Consider the following 17234-nt stretch of genomic DNA (forward strand, 5'->3'; position numbering starts at 1 on the left):
GTCACTCCTCCTCCGAGGCGAGCGCGTTGACCGCCGCCGCCGTCATCGCGCTGCCGCCCCGGCGTCCGCGGACGATCAGATACTCGAGCCCGGACTCCGCCAGGGCGTCCTTCGACTCTGCCGCACCGATGAAACCGACCGGGATGCCCAGCACCGCGGCGGGCCGCGGCGCACCCGCGGCCACCAGCTCCAGCAGCCGGAACAGGGCGGTGGGCGCGTTGCCGATCGCGACGACGGCGCCGCCGAGCCGGTCACCCCACAGGTCGAGCGCCGCGGCGCTGCGCGTGTTGCCGATCGCGGCGGCCAGCTCGGGTACGGCCGGGTCCCGCAGCGTGCAGACGACCTCGTTGTCCGCCGGCAGCCGTTTGCGGGTCACCCCGGAAGCCACCATCGCGGCGTCACAGAGGATCGGTGCGCCCCCGAGCAGCGCCTTGCGCGCGGCCGTCACCACCCCCGGGCTGTACGCGATGTCGCGGACCAGGTCGACCATCCCGCAGGCGTGGATCATCCGAACCGCGACCCGCGCGACGTCGGCGGGCAGGCCGGACAGGTCGGCCTCGGCCCGGATGGTCGCGAACGACCGCCGGTAGATCTCCGCGCCGTCGCGCACGTACTCCATCTCAACCCTTCCTCAGGACGGCGATTACCGCCGCCACCTCGGCGACCGGCACGAGATCCGCCGCCCGCCCGTCGTCTTCCGGTTTGCGCGCCACGGCGTAGCCGGTGCCGGTGGCCTCGACCCGGACGTGCGGCCCCGCCGGGCTGCCGCAACCCCGGGCACATCCCACCCAGTGCACCGGCAGGCCGGAACCGGCCCGGGTCGCCGCATCGGCATCCGATCGCACGTCCGCGAGGGACTTCGCGCAGCCCGGCCGCCCGGCGCAGGCGGTGACGCCCGCCCACCGGGAATCCGCACCGACCTCCAGCCCGGCCCCGGCGAGCTTACGCATCCAGGCGTCGGCCTCCGCCGCTGGCAGGTTGGGGACGATCACGCCTCGCCAGGGGGTGATGACCAGCGCACGGGCCGTCTCCAGGGTCCGGAGCGCATCCCCGCCGAGCCGCCCGAGCGGCACGAGAGCTCCCACGGCCGTCCGCCCGTCGCGGTGCGGGATCGCCCCGATCGGCTCTCGCAGGGCCTGCCGGCGCACGGACGAATCGGATTCGAGCAGCGTGACGCCCAGGGCCGCGGCAGTGCACGCCGCCATGCGAGCGGGTCCGTCCGTCAGTTCCCGCACGCGCCACGGTCGCCGGCCGCTGGAAGACGCGTTCTGCTCGGCGAGAGCGAGGAACGCGTGGGCCGCGGCGAGCAGGGCGGGAACCGCCTGGCCGGCGGGCGCCCGCAGGCCCAGGTCGCGGCCGCCGAACAGGATCGTTCCGGACGGCAACGCCGCCACGTCGGCGGAGAAGGCCACGTCGCCGCTGCCGTCGTCGATGGCGAACAGGAAGCGTCCGGGCAGGGCCGCCAGGGCGGGATCCGCGCACAGCGCCGCGTCCAGCGCGGTGACCGGCGCGGGGTCGGTCAGCAGCGGCGACCCGGCGATGTTGCGGACCAGCTCGTGCGTCGGCGAGGGCAGAAGGCCGGCCGCCGCCAGCCGCTCCGCGAGCCGGGCGGGCGGCGCGCCGCCGAGAGCCCGAAGCTGGAGGTTGGCACGGCTGGTCAGCTCGAGATGCCCGTCACCCCACTCCTCGGCCAGCTCGCGCAGGGCGGCGAGCTGAACGCCGTTGACCCGCCCACCGGGGATGCGAACCCGGGCCAACGGCCCGTCGGCGGCATCGTGCAACCGCAGCGCGCCGGGGCAGGCGTCGGTCTCGGGGCGGGCGAGGGGGGAGGACACGGCCCGGATACTACGGATCGCCCCCGACACTTTCCCGCGGCCGGTCGGGATCGTCACATCCGCGCCCGCGGCGGTCAGCGGCGTCCGGTCGGGATCGTCACAACGCGTCACGTTGACTCGGCGTGCGGCGGTCGGCAGAGTGGAAGGCCACGTGCGGCGACGCCGCGGAGGAAGCCGGTGGAAGTCCGGCGCGGTCCCGCCACTGTCACCGGGTTCTGAGAGCCTGCCCGGGAGCCAGGAACTCCGGTCGCCGTCAATTCCTTCGACCCGGGGCGCGGACCCCGAGGGGAGAGCCGTGTTCCTGCTGCTGTCGACGTCCGACACCGACCTGCTCAGCGCCCGGGCCAGTGACCGGGAGTGGCGCCTGGGCAACCCCGCCCGGACCGCCGTCGCCGACCTTCCCCCGCTCACCGACGGCGTCGACCTGATCGTCGTAAGGATCCTGGGCGGGCGCCGGGCCTGGGAGGACGGGCTCGACGCGCTGCTCGCCGGGCCGGTCCCGGTCGTGGTGCTCGGCGGCGAGCAGGCCCCCGACGCCGACCTGATGAAGCTCTCCACGGTTCCCGCCGGCGTGGCGGCCGAGGCCCACGCCTACCTCGCGTACGGGGGTCCGGACAACCTCGCCGCCGTGCACGACTTCCTGTCGGACACCATCCTGCTGACCGGCAACGGCTTCGCGGCGCCCGTGCCCGCACCCGACTGGGGTGTGCTCGAGCGCGCGGCCGCCCCGGTCGACGGTCCGACCGTGGCGGTGCTCTACTACCGCGCCCACCACATGGCCGGCAACACGGCGTTCGTCGAGGCCCTCTGCCAGGCCGTCGAGGCCAAGGGTGCGCGGCCGCTTCCGATCTTCACCGCTTCTTTGCGTACGGCCTCAGCAGAGCTCCTGGCCGAGCTGCGCAAGGCGGACGCCCTGGTCGTGACCGTGCTCGCCGCAGGCGGCACGAAGCCCGCGACGGTCGGCGCCGGCGGTGACGACGAGGCGTGGGACGTCGGGGTGCTCGCCGATCTCGACGTGCCGATCCTGCAGGGGCTGTGCCTGACCAGCAGCCGCGAGGCGTGGGAGGCCAGCGACGACGGGCTGTCCCCGCTGGACGCCGCCACGCAGGTCGCGATCCCCGAGTTCGACGGCCGGATCATCACCGTCCCGTTCAGCTTCAAGGAGATCGACCGGGACGGGCTCTCCGTGTACGTCCCCGACGCCGAGCGCGCTGCCCGGGTGGCCGGCATCGCCGTGGCCCACGCGCGGCTGCGGCACGTGCCGCCGGCCGAGCGCCGGATCGTGGTCATGCTGTCGGCGTACCCGACCAAGCATTCCCGGATCGGTAACGCCGTGGGGCTCGACACCCCGGCTTCGACGGTACGGCTGCTCGCCGCGTTGCAGGAGTGCGGCTACCGGATCGGGCACTTCCCCGGCGTCGCCGAGCAGGACGGTGACGCGCTCATCCACGCGTTGATCGCGGCCGGCGGGCAGGACCCCGACTGGCTGACCGAGGAACAGCTGGAGAGCAACACGGTACGGATCAGCGGCGAGGCGTACGCGGCGTGGTTCGCGACGCTCGACGCCGACCTGCGCGAATCCATGGAGCGGCACTGGGGTCCGCCGCCCGGCGAGCTCTATGTGGACAAGGGCGACATCGTGCTCGCCGCGCTGCGGGACGAGAACACCGTGGTGATGGTGCAGCCGCCGCGCGGGTTCGGGGCCAATCCGGTCGCCATCTACCACGATCCCGACCTGCCGCCGAGCCACCACTATCTGGCCGCGTACAGGTGGCTGGCCGACGAGTTCGGCGCGCACGCGGTCGTGCATGTCGGCAAGCACGGCAACCTGGAGTGGCTGCCGGGCAAGAACGTCGGCATGTCCGCCGCGGACGGCACCGACGCGGCGCTGGGCGACCTGCCGCTGATCTACCCGTTCCTGGTCAACGACCCGGGCGAGGGCACCCAGGCGAAGCGCCGGGCGCACGCCACCCTGGTCGACCACCTGATCCCGCCGATGGCGCGGGCCGAGTCGTACGGCGACATCGCCCGCCTCGAGCAGCTCCTCGACGAGCACGCGAACATCGCGACCCTGGACCCGGCGAAGCTGCCGGCGATCCGCGCGCAGATCTGGACGCTGATCCAGGCCGCGAAGATGGACCACGACCTGGGCCTGGAGAACCGCCCCGGCGACGAGGAGTTCGACGAGTTCATCCTGCACGTCGACGGGTGGCTCTGCGAGGTCAAGGACGTGCAGATCCGCGACGGCCTGCACGTGCTGGGCGAGGCCCCGGCCGGAGAGGCCCGGATCAACCTGGTGCTGGCCATGCTGCGCGCCAAGCAGATGTGGGCCGGGCAGGTCGCGGCACTCCCGGGCCTGCGCGAGGCGCTCGGCCTGCGCGAGGGGGCCTCCACCGCCGACACGGACGCCGTCGAGGCCCGCGCGCGGGCGCTGGTGGCGGCGATGGAGGAGGCCGGCTGGCCCGAGGACGTCCCGGACATCACGGACGACGCGCAGGTCCGCGAGATCCTCGCCTTCGCGGCGCGGGAGGTCGTCCCGCGACTCGCGCGGACCACCGACGAGCTGACGAACGTGCTGCACGCCCTCGACGGCGGATACGTGCCGGCCGGGCCGAGCGGTTCGCCGCTGCGCGGGCTGATCAACGTGTTGCCGACCGGCCGCAACTTCTACTCCGTGGACCCGAAGGCCATTCCCAGCGCGCTCGCGTGGGAGACCGGCCAGGCGATGGCGGAGTCGCTGCTCAAGCGCTACCGCGACGACTACGGCGACTGGCCGAAGTCGGTCGGGCTCTCCGCGTGGGGCACCAGCGCCATGCGCACCGCGGGTGACGACATCGCTGAGATCCTCGCCCTGCTCGGGGTACGCCCGCTCTGGGACGCGGCCTCGCGGCGGGTCACCGGCATCGAGCCGATCGGCCTGGACGAGCTGGGCCGGCCGCGCATCGACGTGACCGTACGCATCTCGGGCTTCTTCCGCGACGCCTTCCCGCACGTGGTGGCGCTGCTGGACGACGCGTTCGGGCTGGTCGCCGGCCTGGAGGAGGCGCCGGAACAGAACTTCGTCCGTGCGCACGCGCTCGCCGACGCCGAGACGGGCAAGAGCTGGCGGCAGGCCACCACCCGCATCTTCGGCTCCCGGCCGGGCGCGTACGGCGCCGGCATCCTCCCGCTGATCGACAGCCGTAACTGGCGCGGCGATGCCGACCTCGCCGAGGTGTACGCGGTCTGGGGCGGCTTCGCGTACGGCCGGGACCTGGACGGCGTGGCGGCGCGTGCGGACATGGAGACCGCGTACAAGCGCATCGAGGTGGCGGCGAAGAACATCGACACCCGTGAGCACGACATCGCCGACTCCGACGACTACTTCCAGTACCACGGCGGCATGATCGCCACCGTACGGGCGCTGACCGGGCGCGCGCCGGCCGCGTACATCGGGGATTCCACCAACCCGGACGCGGCACGGACCCGCAGCCTGTCCGAGGAGACTGCCCGGATCTTCCGGGCTCGGGTGGTGAATCCCCGCTGGATCGCGGCGATGCGCCGGCACGGCTACAAGGGCGCCTTCGAGCTGGCCGCGACGGTCGACTACCTCTTCGGCTACGACGCGACGGCGGGCGTGGTCGCGGACTGGATGTACGAGCAGCTCGCGGCGGCGTACGTGCTGGACCCGGAGAACCAGAAGTTCATGACCCGGTCGAACCCCTGGGCGTTGCACGGCATCACGGAACGCCTGCTGGAGGCGGCGGACCGCAAGCTGTGGGAGGCCCCGGACCCGGACACGCTCGCCGCCCTCCAACAGGTCTACCTGGAGACCGAGGGCGACCTGGAAGGCGACGCCTAGCGGGCCAGCAGCTCGAGCAGGCCGGTGGGGTAGAGGATCGCCTCGCCCCGGGTGAACCGGCTCAGCGGCTGCCACGAGACCGGGCTGCCCTCGTCGATGATCCGGCCGACGTCGTCGCGCTCGTACAGCGACGGCTCGGCCAGGTCGGCGGCGTACACGAAGACGATCTCGTGGCCTTGCCGGCCGAACGCGGCGAAGATGTTCTCCAGCACGCCGAGCAGTTCCACTCGCGACAACTCCGCCGCGAGTTCCTCGCGCAGCTCGCGGCGCAGCGCCTCGACGGCCGGCTCGCCGAACTCGATGCCGCCGCCGAGCGGCCGGTAGAACGTCTCGCCCTTCGTGGCGTCGTGGCCCTCGAAGACGAGCAGGTCGTCGCCGCGCCGGACAGCCGCCAGCGCGATCGGGCGGATGGCCGTCACGGGCGGCGGCGGAGCAGGTACGTGTCCATGATCCAGCCGTGCCGCTCCCGGGCCTCGGCGCGGACCCGGCGGATCTCGTCGGCAACCTCCGCCAGCGGCCCGGAGATCAGCAGCTCGTCCGGGGTGCCGATGTACGCGCCCCAGTAGATGTCGACGTTCTCCGCGTCCACGGCGCCGAAGGTCTGGTGGGCGTCGAGCATCACGATCACGTCGTCGACGTTCGCCGGCCATTCCTCGGCGAGCCGGCGGCCGGTCGTCACCTGGAACGGCTGCCCGACCCGGTTCACGCCGATCCGGTGCTTGGCAGCGAGGGCCGAGACGCTGCTGATGCCCGGCACCACCTCGTAGTCGAAGTGCGTGTCGCCGCGGGCCAGGATCTCGTCGAGGATGGCGATCGTCGAGTCGTACAGGGACGGGTCGCCCCACACGAGGAAGGCGCCGGTCTCGTCCTCGAGCAGGTGCTCGCGGATCAGGGCCTCGGTCACCTCGGAGCGGCGGTGGCGCCAGTCGGCGATCGTGCCCTCGTAGTCGGCGGGGGTGCGGTTCCGGTCCGGGTCACGGCCCTCGGCGATGCGGCGGCCGGGTTTCCCGTACGCCTTGAGCACCCGGCGCCGGAGCTCGATCATGCTCTCCTTGGCCTCGCCCTTGTCCAGCAGGAAGAACACGTCGGTCCGGCCGATCGCCTTCGCTGCCTGCAGGGTCAGGTGGTCGGGGTCGCCGGCCCCTATTCCGATGACGTAGATCTTCCGCACGCCGTGCAGTCTGCCCCATCAGCCGGCGACGGCCGCCGCCCGGGCGTGTTCGACGGCCAGCTGCAGGGCTCCGGTGAGGGCGGCCTCCGTGCCGAGGGTGCCGTGCTCCAGCCGGAGCGGGCCGGGGAACGCCAGGCCGTCGCGGACCCGGGGGAGCAGCGCCGGATGGGTGCCCACCGGGCCGCCGAGCAGTACCAGGGCGGGGTCCACCACCGCCGCCACGGAGATGATCGCCCGTCCGACCGCCTCGGCGAGCACGGTCAGGGTGCGCTCGTCCCCGCGGTCCAGGGCCCGCAGCACCGCCGCCACGTCGTTGGACGGGGCGTCAGACCGGGCCAGGCCGCGCGATGCCAGGTCGCCCGAGAGCGTCGGGGCCGAGGCGCCGGGCAGGTAGCCGATCTCGCCGGCGAGCCCGTGCGCACCCCGGATCAGCTGGTCGCCGATGTAGAGGCCGACGCCGAGGCCGGCACCGACGTAGACGTACGCGAAGCTCGACGCCCCGGCGGCCTGTCCGGAGCGGTGCTCGGCCAGCGCGGCCAGGTTGACGTCGTTGTCCACCAGGATCGGGGCGGAGACCAGGTCACCGATCAGCTCCGTGGGGCTCAGCAGGCCCTCGGGGAACGGCGTACCCGCCAGCGGCACCGTCTGGTGGGTGACCGGGTCGACCGGGTTGGCGATCGAGACGCCGACCGCGCGCAGCGGGCCTTCGGCGCCGGTCACCGTGCCCACGACCGCCCGCAGGCTGGCGACCAGCGCGTCCACGTCGCCGGGTGGGGTCGGCGGCCGCCGCAGCTCGTCGAGGGTGCGCCCGGCGAGGTCGGCCGAGCGGGCGTGCACACCGGACTGGTCGAGCTCGAGCGCGAGCACCCACCCGGCCCGCGCCCCCAGCGAGTAGAACGTGCCGACCCGCCCGCGGCGCCCGGTCTCCTTGAGGCCGGTGGCGTCGAGCAGGCCGCCCTCGACCAGGCGGCGGACCGCCTCGGACACCGTCGGCCGGGAGTAACCGGTCACGTCGGCGAGCTCGGCGCGGGTGGTCCGCCCCTGCCGGATGGTCTCGTCGAGCAGTCGCCGGTCGGTGGCCTCGCGCAGCACGGTCTGCGGCAAAGCGCGGACAGTCACGCGTACCCACCCCTTGTGATCTTCGGCCTCCACCTCTTACATTAGGTCAAGGTTCTAGTTAGGTCACCTAATCAAATCTGCGAGAGGCAGGACGATGACCACCGCACCGGCCGACATCAGCGCCGCGATCCGCGACACCAAGACCACCCTGCGAGCCCGGATCGGCGACTACGCCGGTGCTTTCGCCCGCGCCGAGGAGCTGATGCGGGCCGAGGTCGCCGATCTCGTCGCCCGCCGCGACGCCGGCGAGGAGATCTGGCCGGTCGTGCAGTTCTCCGACGTCGCCGCCGGCACCGTGCCGGCCGAGCTGGTCGAGGCCGTCCGCCGCCGCGGGTGCGCGATCGTCAAGGGCACGTTCCCGCGGGAGCGCGCCGAGGCGTGGGACGGCGAGCTCGTCTCGTACCTGGACCGCAACGACTTCGCCGGGACCTACCGCTACGTCGACGACGGCGTCTTCGGAGGGCTCGCCGCGGGCAAGCCGTCGATCTTCCCGATCTACTGGTCGCGGCCGCAGATGGAGGCGCGCGAGGACGGCAACATGGTCGCCGTCCGTACCTTCCTCAACTCCTTCTGGAAGCACGAGTCCGAGGGTCGGGTGTGGTTCGACCCGACCCGTGACACCGCGTACCCGGACCGGGTCCGGCGGCGCGAGCCCGGCAGCAACTCCGCCGGCCTGTCGGCCCACACCGACTCCGGGTCCGTCGAGCGCTGGCTGCTCCCGGCCTACCAGAACGTGTTCCGGCACGTCTTCGGCGGCGACGTCGACGCGTACGACCCGTGGGACGGCGCGTACCGCACCGAGGTCGACGAGTACGAGTCGACGGTGATGTGCTCGGCCTTCCGTACCTTCCAGGGCTGGACCGCTCTGTCCGACATGGCCCCCACCGAGGGTGTGCTGCACGCGGTCCCGATCCCGGGCGCGATGTCGTACCTGTTGCTGCGCGCGCTCCAGGACGACGTCGCCGACGACGACCTCTGCGGCGCCGCGAACGGCCAGGCCCTGCCCGTCAGCGAGCGCTGGCACCCGGTGCTGATGCCGGCGCTGACCCCGATCCCCGCGGTCGAGCCCGGCGACACCGTCTGGTGGCACGGCGACATGATCCACTCGGTGGGCGCGGTCCAGGACCAGCAGGGCTGGGGCAACGTCATGTACATCCCGGCGAGCCCGTGGTGCGAGAAGAACGCCGCCTATGCCGCCGGGTGCGGCCAGGCGTTCCTCAAGGGAGTCAGCCCGAGCGACTTCGCGGCCGAGGACTACGAGGCGACCTGGGCCGGCCGGCCCGCCGCCGACGAGCTCAGCGACATCGGCCGCGCTCAGCTGGGCCTCTGAGGATCGCCGGGTCAGTCGGGCAGGATCGGCACCGACGGGTTCAGGTGGCGGCCCAGCGACGCCGCGCGGGTGACCGAGCCGGAGCCGAACCGGTCCCGGACCGCGTCGAGCGCCGTGTCGAGGCTGTCGTCGTGCGGATCCTCGAACGGCAGCTCGAGCTGCACGGCGCCGTCGCTGTCCAGATTGCCCACCGCGACCCCGACCAGCGTGATGCCGCGCTCCTCGATCAGCGGGCGGGCGGCCACCAGCAACGCCCGGGCGGTCTCCAGGATCGCCCGGGTCTGCATCGTCGCCTTGAGCAGGCTCCGGGAGCGGGTCGCCCGGGTGAAGTCGCCGAAGCGCAGCCGCAGCGTGACGGTACGCCCGGCCCGCTCCGCCGCCCGCATCCGCCGCGTGACCCGGTCGACCAGCGCCGCGAGCGTCGCGTCGATCTCCTCGAACGGGCGTGGCCGCCGCCCGAGCGCGCACTGCGAGCCGATCGAGCCGCGCCGGTGCCCGACGCGGACCCGCCGGGGGTCGCGGTTGTGCGCCAGGGCGTGCAGGTGCCGCCCGGCGTGCGCGCCCAGGATCGCCACCAGGGCCGCCTCGCCGATCCGGGCCACGTGCCCGACCGTACGGATCTGGCGCTCCCGCAGCTTGCCGGCGGTGATCGGGCCGACGCCCCACAGCCGCTCGACCGGCAGCGGATGCAGGAACGCCAGCTCCTGCCCGGGCGCCACCACGAGCAGGCCGTCCGGCTTGCCGACGCCGCTGGCCACCTTGGCCAGGAACTTGGTGCGGGCCACTCCCACGGTGATCGGCAGGCCCACCCGCTCCCGCACCTGTACCCTCAGCTCGGCGGCGATCGAGGGCGGCGCGCCCCGGATCCGCTCAAGGCCGCCGACCTCCAGGAAAGCCTCGTCGATGGAGATGCCCTCGACGATCGGCGTGGTGTCCCGGAACACCTCGAAGACCGCCTTGCTCGCCGCCGAGTACGCCTTCATCCGCGGCGGGACCACGATCGCCTGCGGGCAGAGGGCCCGGGCCTGGGCGATGCCCATGGGCGTCCGCACACCGAACGCCTTCGCCTCGTAGCTGGCGGCCAGCACCACGCCGCCGCCGACCAGCACCGGACGCCCGCGCAGGCCGGGGTCGTCACGCTGCTCGACCGACGCGTAGAACGAGTCGAGGTCGGCGTGCAGGATGGTCGCCCGGTCGTCCACGGCGCCATCTTAGAACACATGTACGACTGCTCGGGCTTCTGTGGGCGTCGAACAGCTCGCAGGGTCATGGTGTGACTGCGACCGTTGGTTGGCCATTGCAAGGCCTAGTTGGCCAGGGGGCGCTGAGCTCAAGTTTGTGTCAATACCTGCTGTGAGCCGCTGGGTGTGCCGATGAGGACCGCCTGTGTAGCCGTGCCTGGTGGGCCTCACGCACGGATCTTGTCGCGGGATTCGGCGAGGTCCGGGTGTTCAGGGCCCCGTCCAGGCCGACGGTTATCGACTACAAGCGGGGGGTGATTGTGTTCAAGGCGGTTTTCGGTTCGCGGCCGGCAAGTCGGCGTACCGGTGTCGTCGCAGCATGCGGTGCGGTCGCGATGCTGGCCGGGTTCGTCTCAGCGGCGCCGGCGCACTGGAACCCGATCAGCGGCTGGGCCGCCGCGCCACGGCCGGTCGGCTCGGGCCTGACGCTGCGCGGCATCATCGCGGCCGACGGCGCGAGCGCTCAATTCAAGCCGGCCCTGGCGGTCGACCTGGCACCCACCCCGAGCGACCCTGACGGCACCCACGAACTGGTCTTGCAGGACGCCGCGGGTGTGGTGTTGCACAGCGTGCGGTTCACCCCCGGGCACCAGGACGCCGACGCGGGGCCCGGCGGCGCCGGGGCCGGCCCGCAGGCGTCGCTTTTCAACGTCGTCGTCCCCGCCGACCTGACCGGCGTCGCCCGGGTACAGCTCCGCGCCGCCGACGGTCGCACCCTGGCCACCACGACCGCCACGACGGCCGCGCCGACGGTCTCAGTCGACGTCCCGGCCACCGGCAGCACCGAGCGGCTCACCATCTCCTGGTCCTCGCGCGACGCCGACGCGGCCTCGCTGGCCAACACCGTGCTCTACAGCGCCGACGGAGGCACCAGCTGGCAGGTCATCGGGGTCGACCTCACCGGCTCGTCGATGTCGGTGCCGCGGTGGTCGCTGCCCGGCAGCACCCACGCCCAGCTCAAGGTGATCGCCAGCGACGGAGTCCGCAGCACCACCGCGGTCTCCGAGACATTCTCGCTGCCCGACCTGGCGCCCATGGTCAGTGTGTCCGCCCCCGGCGCGGGGAAGGTGTTCACCGGCGAACAGGCCATCGTGTTCATCGCCCAGGCCCACGACGTCGAGGACGGCCACCTCGACGACACCGCGGTCCAGTGGTCCTCGGACCGCGACGGCCTGCTCGGCACCGGCGCCTGGCTGCCGTGGAACGCCGACCAGCTCAGCGAGGGCGAGCACGTCATCACCGTCACTGCCCGCGACTCGGCCGGCCACACGAGCACGGCCACGGTCCGGATCAGGGTGGTCTCTGCGTAGACCTTCAGCGGCTTCGAGGCGCCGGTGATGACTGCGGGGCCGACCGGCGTCAAGGCTGATAGCACCGTCCCGCTGAAGTGGTCGATCTCCGGTCCGGGCGTGAACGCCGGCACCATCACGTCGGCCAGGTTCCTGACCGGCGGCGCGAGCTACGCCGGATCGAGAAACACGCCGACGCCATCGTCGCCGCCGTTGAACTCGGCCTGTCCAACTCCGCCTCGAAGGCATCAACGCCAAGATCCGGCTGATCCAACGACGCGGCTTCGGCTTCCGAAACCTCGACGCCCTCACCGCAGCCATCTACCTCTGCCTCGGCGGAGTCATCCTGGATCTGCCCCTGGAAACCTGAGTAGTCGCACACATGTACGACTGACTGTCGCCTGCTCGTGACGTCAGCCGCTGACGTGGCGGAGGACGGCCAGGACCCGGCGGTTGTCGCTGTCCGAGGGCGGCAGGCCGAGCTTCGCGAAGATGTTCGCCACGTGCTTCTCCACGACCCCGGGCGTGATGACGAGGGCCGCCGCGATCCCGGCGTTGGACCGTCCCTCGGCCATCAGTGAAAGCACCTCACGCTCCCGGGGAGTCAGCGACGCCACCTCGGCCGTGTCCCGCCCGGCCCGCATCAGGTGGCCGACCACCTCCGGATCCAGCGCGGTGCCACCGGAGGCCACCCGGGTCAGCGCGTCCACGAAATCGGCGACGTCGGCGACGCGGTCCTTGAGCAGGTATCCGACGCCGGCCGGCCGGTCGGCGAGCAGGCGGGTCGCGTAGCGGGTCTCCACGTACTGGGAGAACACCAGCACGCCGACGCCGGGATGGTCGCGCCGGATGTCGATCGCGGCGCGCAGTCCCTCGTCGGTGTGCGTCGGTGGCATCCGGATGTCGATGATGGCCACCTCCGGTACGACCGCAGCGATCGCGGACCGCAACGCCTCCGCGTCGGCCACCGCCGCGCAAACCTCGAAGCCGCGGTCGGTGAGCAGCCGTACCAGTCCCTCGCGCATCATCGCGGCATCCTCCGCGATCACGACCCGCATGTCGTCGCCTCCGTTCACACGTGTGTGGGCAGCTCGATCTCGACCCGGGTCGGACCCCCGGCCGGACTGTGTACGCGCATCCGGCCGTCCACGACGGCGATGCGGTGGGCGAGGCCGGACAGGCCGGGACCGTCCGGCTTCGCCCCGCCGATGCCGTCGTCCTCGACGGTCACCGTCAGGTGTTCGCCGGATCGGACGACGCCGAGGTTGATGCGGGTCGCCCGGCTGTGTTTGGCCGCGTTCGCGAGCAGCTCGGAGGCGCAGAAGTAGGCGATGGTCTCGATCGCGGGTGCCGGACGGTCGGGCAGCTCGAGGTGGACCGCGACCGGGATGGCGCTGCTCGTCGCGAGCGTCGCCAGCGCGTCGCCGAGACCGTTGTCGAGGACCGGCGGGTGGATGCCGCGTACGAGGTCGCGCAGGTCGGCGAGGGCGTCCTTCGCTCCGCGGTGGGCGAGCGCGACCAGTTCGCGGGCCTGGGCGAGGTCGGGTGGCGGGCCGTCGGCACCGAGCTTCTCGGTGGCCATGCCGAGATTCATCGCCAGCGTGGCCAGCCGGATCTGCGCGCCGTCGTGCAGGTCCCGCTCCAGCCTGCGCATCATCGCGGCCGCGTCGTCGATCGCGCGGGCCCGGGTGACCTGCAGTTCGCGTACGCGCTCGGCGAGGCCGCGCGGACCGAGCAGCCGTCGCATCGCGGCAAGGTCAAGGGTCGTGCCGGCCCGCATCAACCATGGTGCGACCAGCAGCATGGCGAGGCCTGCCGCGGCTATGAGGAACGTTCCGGCGAACGTCCGCGTACCGATGGTGCCGAACGGCGTCAGCGCCCACACCGGCCCGAGGCGCGTCCCGGCCGGGTGGTTGCGGAACAGCGGCCACCACACCGGGTAGCTGAGGTTGACCACGCCGAACACGTAGCAGAACGCGCCGTAGCCCTGCGGGATGGCCAGCGGCACCTTGAGCAGGGCATAACCGACGGCGCGCCATCCCGGCCCGTCGGTGATCAGGGCCCGCCGGGGCGGAGGGGCGTCCATGTGCACGGAAAGCAGCCGCTCCGCGAGTCTGCGATGTACCGCTCCCATCGCCCGCCCGATCGGGGCGGCCAGGACGACCAGGAGCGCGATGGTCAGCGGGAACAGGACCAGGAACACCGGTGCGACGGCAGGTGCGGGCCGGCGGGACAGGGCCCCGGTCGCCCAGAGGAAGAGGACGCCCAGGGCCGGCACGACCGCGGGTACGGCCAGGATCGCGGCCGCACTGACCACGCCGGCGACGCAGTACACCGCCTGGCGCAGGGCCAGGGTGGTGAACGGCGCGCGCAGCGTGGTCATCGGCCCATTGTCGTCGGTCACGCGTCGCGACGGCGGAGCAGCATGCCGCCGCCCAGGATCGCCACCGCCGCGTAGCCGCACATCAACAGCGCGCTGATCCAGCCCGGGAACAGGCCGGGTACCGGCGAGGTCACCGCGATCGAGTTGAGCAGCATCAGCAGCGGGACGAAGCGGCCGACCTGGATCGCGCTCTCGCCGAACAGGCCGGCCACGATCATCGGGACGAACATCAGGGCGAACAGCGTGCCGATCGCGGCGCCCCCGTGCCGCACGATCGTCCCGATGCCGACCCCGATCAGCGCCGTGGCACCCAGATACACCCCGGTCAGCACGACCGCGCGCAGGATCGCCGGCTCCCCGAGGGACGCGGCCGGGATGGCGGTACCGCGGATCGCGAGCTGCCCGCTCAGATAGCCGGCGAAGCTCGCGAGCTGGCCGACGGTGAGAGCCGCGCCTCCGCACACGGCGACCTTCGCGGCCAGGACGATCCGGCGCCGCGGGACGGCGGCGAACGTCGACCGGATCATCCCCGTGCCGTACTCGCCGGTCACCACCAGGACGCCGAGCGCTCCGAGGAGCAGCTGGGCCAGGATGGCGCCGCCGAGGCTGTTGTTCAGGATCTGGGCGGCGGTGGGGACCGGGGCGTGCGACCGGTACCCGAGTCCCACCCCGGCCCCGGCCGTGGCCATCGAGACCACCGCCGCGATCGCCAGCCACCAGGTCGACCGGACGCTGCTCAGCTTGATCCGCTCCATCCGGGCCGCGTGCCGGAATCCGTACCCGTTCATGACGCTCCCGTTCCGCGATAGTCGGTGGCCTGCGAGGTGAGCTGGAAGAACGCGTCCTCCAGGCTTTCGGCGCCGCCGGCCAGTTCGGCGACCGTCGTCTCGGCCAGCAGCCGGCCGCGGCCGATGACCACCAGCCGGTCGGCGGTCAGCGCCATCTCGGCGATCAGGTGGCTGGACACGAACACCGTCCGGCCCTCGGCGGCGAGCCCGCGCAGCAGGTCCCGGATCCAGCGGATGCCCTCCGGGTCCAGTCCGTTGACCGGCTCGTCGAGCAGCAGGACGCCCGGGTCGCCGAGCAGGGCCACGGCGACGCCGAGCCGCTGGCGCATGCCGAGCGAGTACGTTCCGGCCCGCCGCGTCGCCGCGCCGGACAGGCCGACCATGCGCAGCACCTGCTCGACCCGGGAAGCGGGGATGTCGTTGCTCGCGGCCAGTGCGGCCAGGTGCGCACGCGCGCTTCGGCCGGGATGGAACGCCCCGGCGTCGAGGAGCGTGCCGACCTTCTTCAACGGCCAGTTCAGGTCCGGGTACCGGACGCCGTCGATCAGTGCCCGGCCGTGGTCCGGGGCGTCCAGGCCGAGGATCATCCGCATCGTCGTCGACTTGCCCGATCCGTTGGGGCCGAGGAAGCCGGTCACCACGCCCGGCTGGACCCGGAAGCTCAGCCCGTCGACGGCGACCCGGTCGCCGTAGCGCTTGGTCAGTTCATGAAGTTCGATCACAAGATCGACGCTAGGCGGCGCCGCCGGCGGTCAGAAGCCGGAAACCAACCGACTCCGCCTGGGGGTTTCCACCCCCGTCGCGCTATGGGGTAGACAAGGATCATGACGACCCGACCGCCGCTCGCCGAGGCCCTGGATCTGCGACCCCACCCCGAGGGTGGCTGGTACCGCGAGACCTTCCGGTCCGCGGTCGTCTTCGAACCGCAGGGGTACCGGGGCCCGCGTGCCGCCGCCACCGCCATCTACTTCCTGCTCCAGCCGGGGGAGTCCTCGGCGTGGCACGTGGTCACGTCGGACGAGCTGTGGCTCCTGCACTCCGGCGATCTCGAGCTGCGCCTCGGTGGCTCAGGGCCGGAACCGCGGGAGCCCGGTGAGGTCGTACGCCTCGACTCGCACGCTCCTCAGGCGCTGGTGCCCGCGGGGGTGTGGCAGAGCGCCCTGCCGGCCGGCGACGTACCGGTCCTGGTCAGCTGTGTGGTGTCACCCGGCTTCGACTTCGCCGACTTCCGTATGGCCTGAGGTCAGTGGCTGAAGGCGAAGTAGTTCAGGTTCAGGAGTTCGGTGCCGCTCTGGCTCGAGAACGTGATGAAGAGGGTGTGCATCCCGCTCACCGGCGTGATCACGGTGGACTGCGTCTGCCAGCTCTGCCAGCCGCCCAGATAACCCACCGTCAGGCCGCCGACCGAGGGTGCTGACGGGCTGTCGAGGTGGAGCACTAGCTGCCCGGTGACGCCGTCGCCGACGTCGGAAGCCACCCGCGCCGCGAAGCGGGTCGCCGGGGTCGCGCCGAAGTTGACCTGGTCGTAGCGCAGCCAGTCGCCGTTGTTCACCCAGCCGACGTTCCGGCCGCCGCCTTCGTCCTCGGTGTCCTCGTACTCCACGCCCTGTTGGTTGGTGGCGTTCTCCGCCTGGATCGTCGTGTACGCATCTGTCCCGCCCTCGGGGGCCGGCGGCGGCTCCGAGGACGGCGCCGCGGAAGGCGTGGATGCCGCGGCGGAGCCCTGCGGAATCGCGGCCGCGGCCGGGGCAGGATCGGCGGCACCGCCCTGGAGGCGGCCGATCAGATAGCCGAGCAGGGCGAGCGCCAGCCCGGCCGCGGCCAGCGCGGCCCGGTTGCGGGTGACCCTCGACCGGGAGGTGTAGACCCCCGGCGGCGGTGTGGCGGGCGTAGTCATCGGATCGAGAGGATAACCCAGCACGGTGATGATGAACGAGATAGCGCTCAGTGACCGGGCGCGAATTCGCCCGAATAATCCTCCACACTGGCCCTGAGCTGCACTGTCGTTCGAGAGTGCGAAACATTTGTATCTGTGATACGGGACGAAATGTATTGGTTGACATCTTTGAACCGCCATACGACAGTGGTTGAGAGCGCTCTCACAGCCGACGGCGATGCGGAGCGTGACGGCCAGGACGCATCCCCCTTCCCGTGTCCGCCTCCGAAGCGTTCCTGGCCGGTGTGGGATCCCTCTCGGCCCGGTGGCCGGGCCCGCGCCGAACCGGAGGCCGGACAGT

16 protein-coding genes and 1 riboswitch are annotated in these 17234 nt (G+C 72.4%); of the genes, 5 read left to right on the top strand and 11 right to left on the bottom strand.

Going from position 1 to position 17234, the window contains the following annotated elements:
* Nucleotide 1 precedes the first annotated feature (1 nt).
* Nucleotides 2-619, bottom strand: a complete 618-nt coding sequence (locus tag AB0368_RS25375) for a precorrin-8X methylmutase (protein WP_366156449.1) — start codon at nt 617-619, stop codon at nt 2-4.
* Nucleotide 620: 1 nt separating this feature from the next.
* Nucleotides 621-1835 (bottom strand): precorrin-3B synthase, encoded by a 1215-nt coding sequence (locus tag AB0368_RS25380; protein WP_366156450.1) that lies wholly within the window; start codon nt 1833-1835, stop codon nt 621-623.
* A 167-nt stretch (nt 1836-2002) separates the two neighbouring features.
* A riboswitch (cobalamin riboswitch) is annotated at nt 2003-2079 on the top strand.
* Between the two features lie 51 nt (nt 2080-2130).
* Here AB0368_RS25380 and cobN point away from each other — a divergent pair.
* A complete protein-coding gene (cobN, locus tag AB0368_RS25385; protein WP_366156451.1) occupies nt 2131-5676 on the top strand; it encodes a cobaltochelatase subunit CobN in 3546 nt (1181 codons plus the stop codon).
* Here cobN and AB0368_RS25390 read toward each other — a convergent pair.
* Genes AB0368_RS25390 through AB0368_RS25400 form a run of 3 tightly spaced genes read right to left on the bottom strand, consistent with a single transcriptional unit; the run spans nt 5673 to nt 7966 of the window.
* Entirely contained in the window at nt 5673-6095 is a 423-nt protein-coding gene (locus tag AB0368_RS25390; RefSeq protein WP_366156452.1) for an NUDIX domain-containing protein, read from the bottom strand. The genes cobN and AB0368_RS25390 overlap by 4 nt on opposite strands.
* Nucleotides 6092-6847: a precorrin-6A synthase (deacetylating) gene (cobF, locus tag AB0368_RS25395; protein WP_366156453.1), complete on the bottom strand. Its 756-nt coding sequence runs from the start codon at nt 6845-6847 to the stop codon at nt 6092-6094. Before cobF ends, AB0368_RS25390 begins: the two co-directional genes overlap by 4 nt.
* Before the next feature lie 18 nt (nt 6848-6865).
* Complete coding sequence (locus tag AB0368_RS25400) at nt 6866-7966, bottom strand: ROK family transcriptional regulator (RefSeq protein WP_366156454.1); 1101 nt, start codon at nt 7964-7966, stop codon at nt 6866-6868.
* A 94-nt stretch (nt 7967-8060) separates the two neighbouring features.
* Here AB0368_RS25400 and AB0368_RS25405 point away from each other — a divergent pair, with 94 nt between their 5' ends.
* The gene (locus tag AB0368_RS25405) at nt 8061-9296 is read left to right on the top strand and encodes a YbiU family protein (RefSeq protein ID WP_366156455.1); all 1236 of its coding nucleotides are present in this window, start codon (nt 8061-8063) and stop codon (nt 9294-9296) included.
* Nucleotides 9297-9307: 11 nt separating this feature from the next.
* Here the strand turns inward: AB0368_RS25405 and dinB are convergent, their stop codons facing one another.
* Complete coding sequence (gene dinB / locus AB0368_RS25410) at nt 9308-10498, bottom strand: DNA polymerase IV (protein ID WP_366156456.1); 1191 nt, start codon at nt 10496-10498, stop codon at nt 9308-9310.
* A gap of 293 nt (nt 10499-10791) precedes the next feature.
* Between dinB and AB0368_RS25415 the strand changes: the two genes are divergently transcribed.
* The gene (locus tag AB0368_RS25415) at nt 10792-11847 is read left to right on the top strand and encodes a hypothetical protein (protein ID WP_366156457.1); all 1056 of its coding nucleotides are present in this window, start codon (nt 10792-10794) and stop codon (nt 11845-11847) included.
* 226 nt (nt 11848-12073) lie between these two features.
* Nucleotides 12074-12196, top strand: a complete 123-nt coding sequence (locus tag AB0368_RS25420) for a hypothetical protein (protein WP_366156679.1) — start codon at nt 12074-12076, stop codon at nt 12194-12196.
* Between the two features lie 43 nt (nt 12197-12239).
* Here AB0368_RS25420 and AB0368_RS25425 read toward each other — a convergent pair whose 3' ends face one another.
* The 4 genes from AB0368_RS25425 to AB0368_RS25440 are packed head-to-tail and all read right to left on the bottom strand — an operon-like array spanning nt 12240 to nt 15719.
* Nucleotides 12240-12884, bottom strand: coding sequence for a response regulator transcription factor (locus AB0368_RS25425; RefSeq protein WP_366156458.1), 645 nt, complete (start codon nt 12882-12884; stop codon nt 12240-12242).
* A gap of 14 nt (nt 12885-12898) precedes the next feature.
* Nucleotides 12899-14209, bottom strand: coding sequence for a sensor domain-containing protein (locus AB0368_RS25430; RefSeq protein WP_366156459.1), 1311 nt, complete (start codon nt 14207-14209; stop codon nt 12899-12901).
* 17 nt (nt 14210-14226) lie between these two features.
* On the bottom strand, nt 14227-14997 hold the full coding sequence (locus AB0368_RS25435; protein ID WP_366156460.1) for an ABC transporter permease: 771 nt from the start codon (nt 14995-14997) through the stop codon (nt 14227-14229).
* On the bottom strand, nt 14994-15719 hold the full coding sequence (locus AB0368_RS25440; RefSeq protein WP_366156461.1) for an ATP-binding cassette domain-containing protein: 726 nt from the start codon (nt 15717-15719) through the stop codon (nt 14994-14996). Before AB0368_RS25440 ends, AB0368_RS25435 begins: the two co-directional genes overlap by 4 nt.
* Nucleotides 15720-15821: 102 nt before the next feature.
* Between AB0368_RS25440 and AB0368_RS25445 the strand changes: the two genes are divergently transcribed.
* The gene (locus tag AB0368_RS25445; protein WP_366156462.1) at nt 15822-16238 is read left to right on the top strand and encodes a cupin domain-containing protein; all 417 of its coding nucleotides are present in this window, start codon (nt 15822-15824) and stop codon (nt 16236-16238) included.
* A gap of 2 nt (nt 16239-16240) precedes the next feature.
* On the opposite strand, the gene AB0368_RS25450 is transcribed toward AB0368_RS25445, so the two are convergent.
* Nucleotides 16241-16894, bottom strand: a complete 654-nt coding sequence (locus AB0368_RS25450) for a carbohydrate-binding protein (RefSeq protein WP_366156463.1) — start codon at nt 16892-16894, stop codon at nt 16241-16243.
* Between the last annotated feature and the right edge of the window lie 340 nt (nt 16895-17234).

Origin of the sequence: Actinoplanes sp. NPDC051475 (genome assembly GCF_040689425.1) — a bacterium.
GTDB lineage: Bacteria > Actinomycetota > Actinomycetes > Mycobacteriales > Micromonosporaceae > Actinoplanes.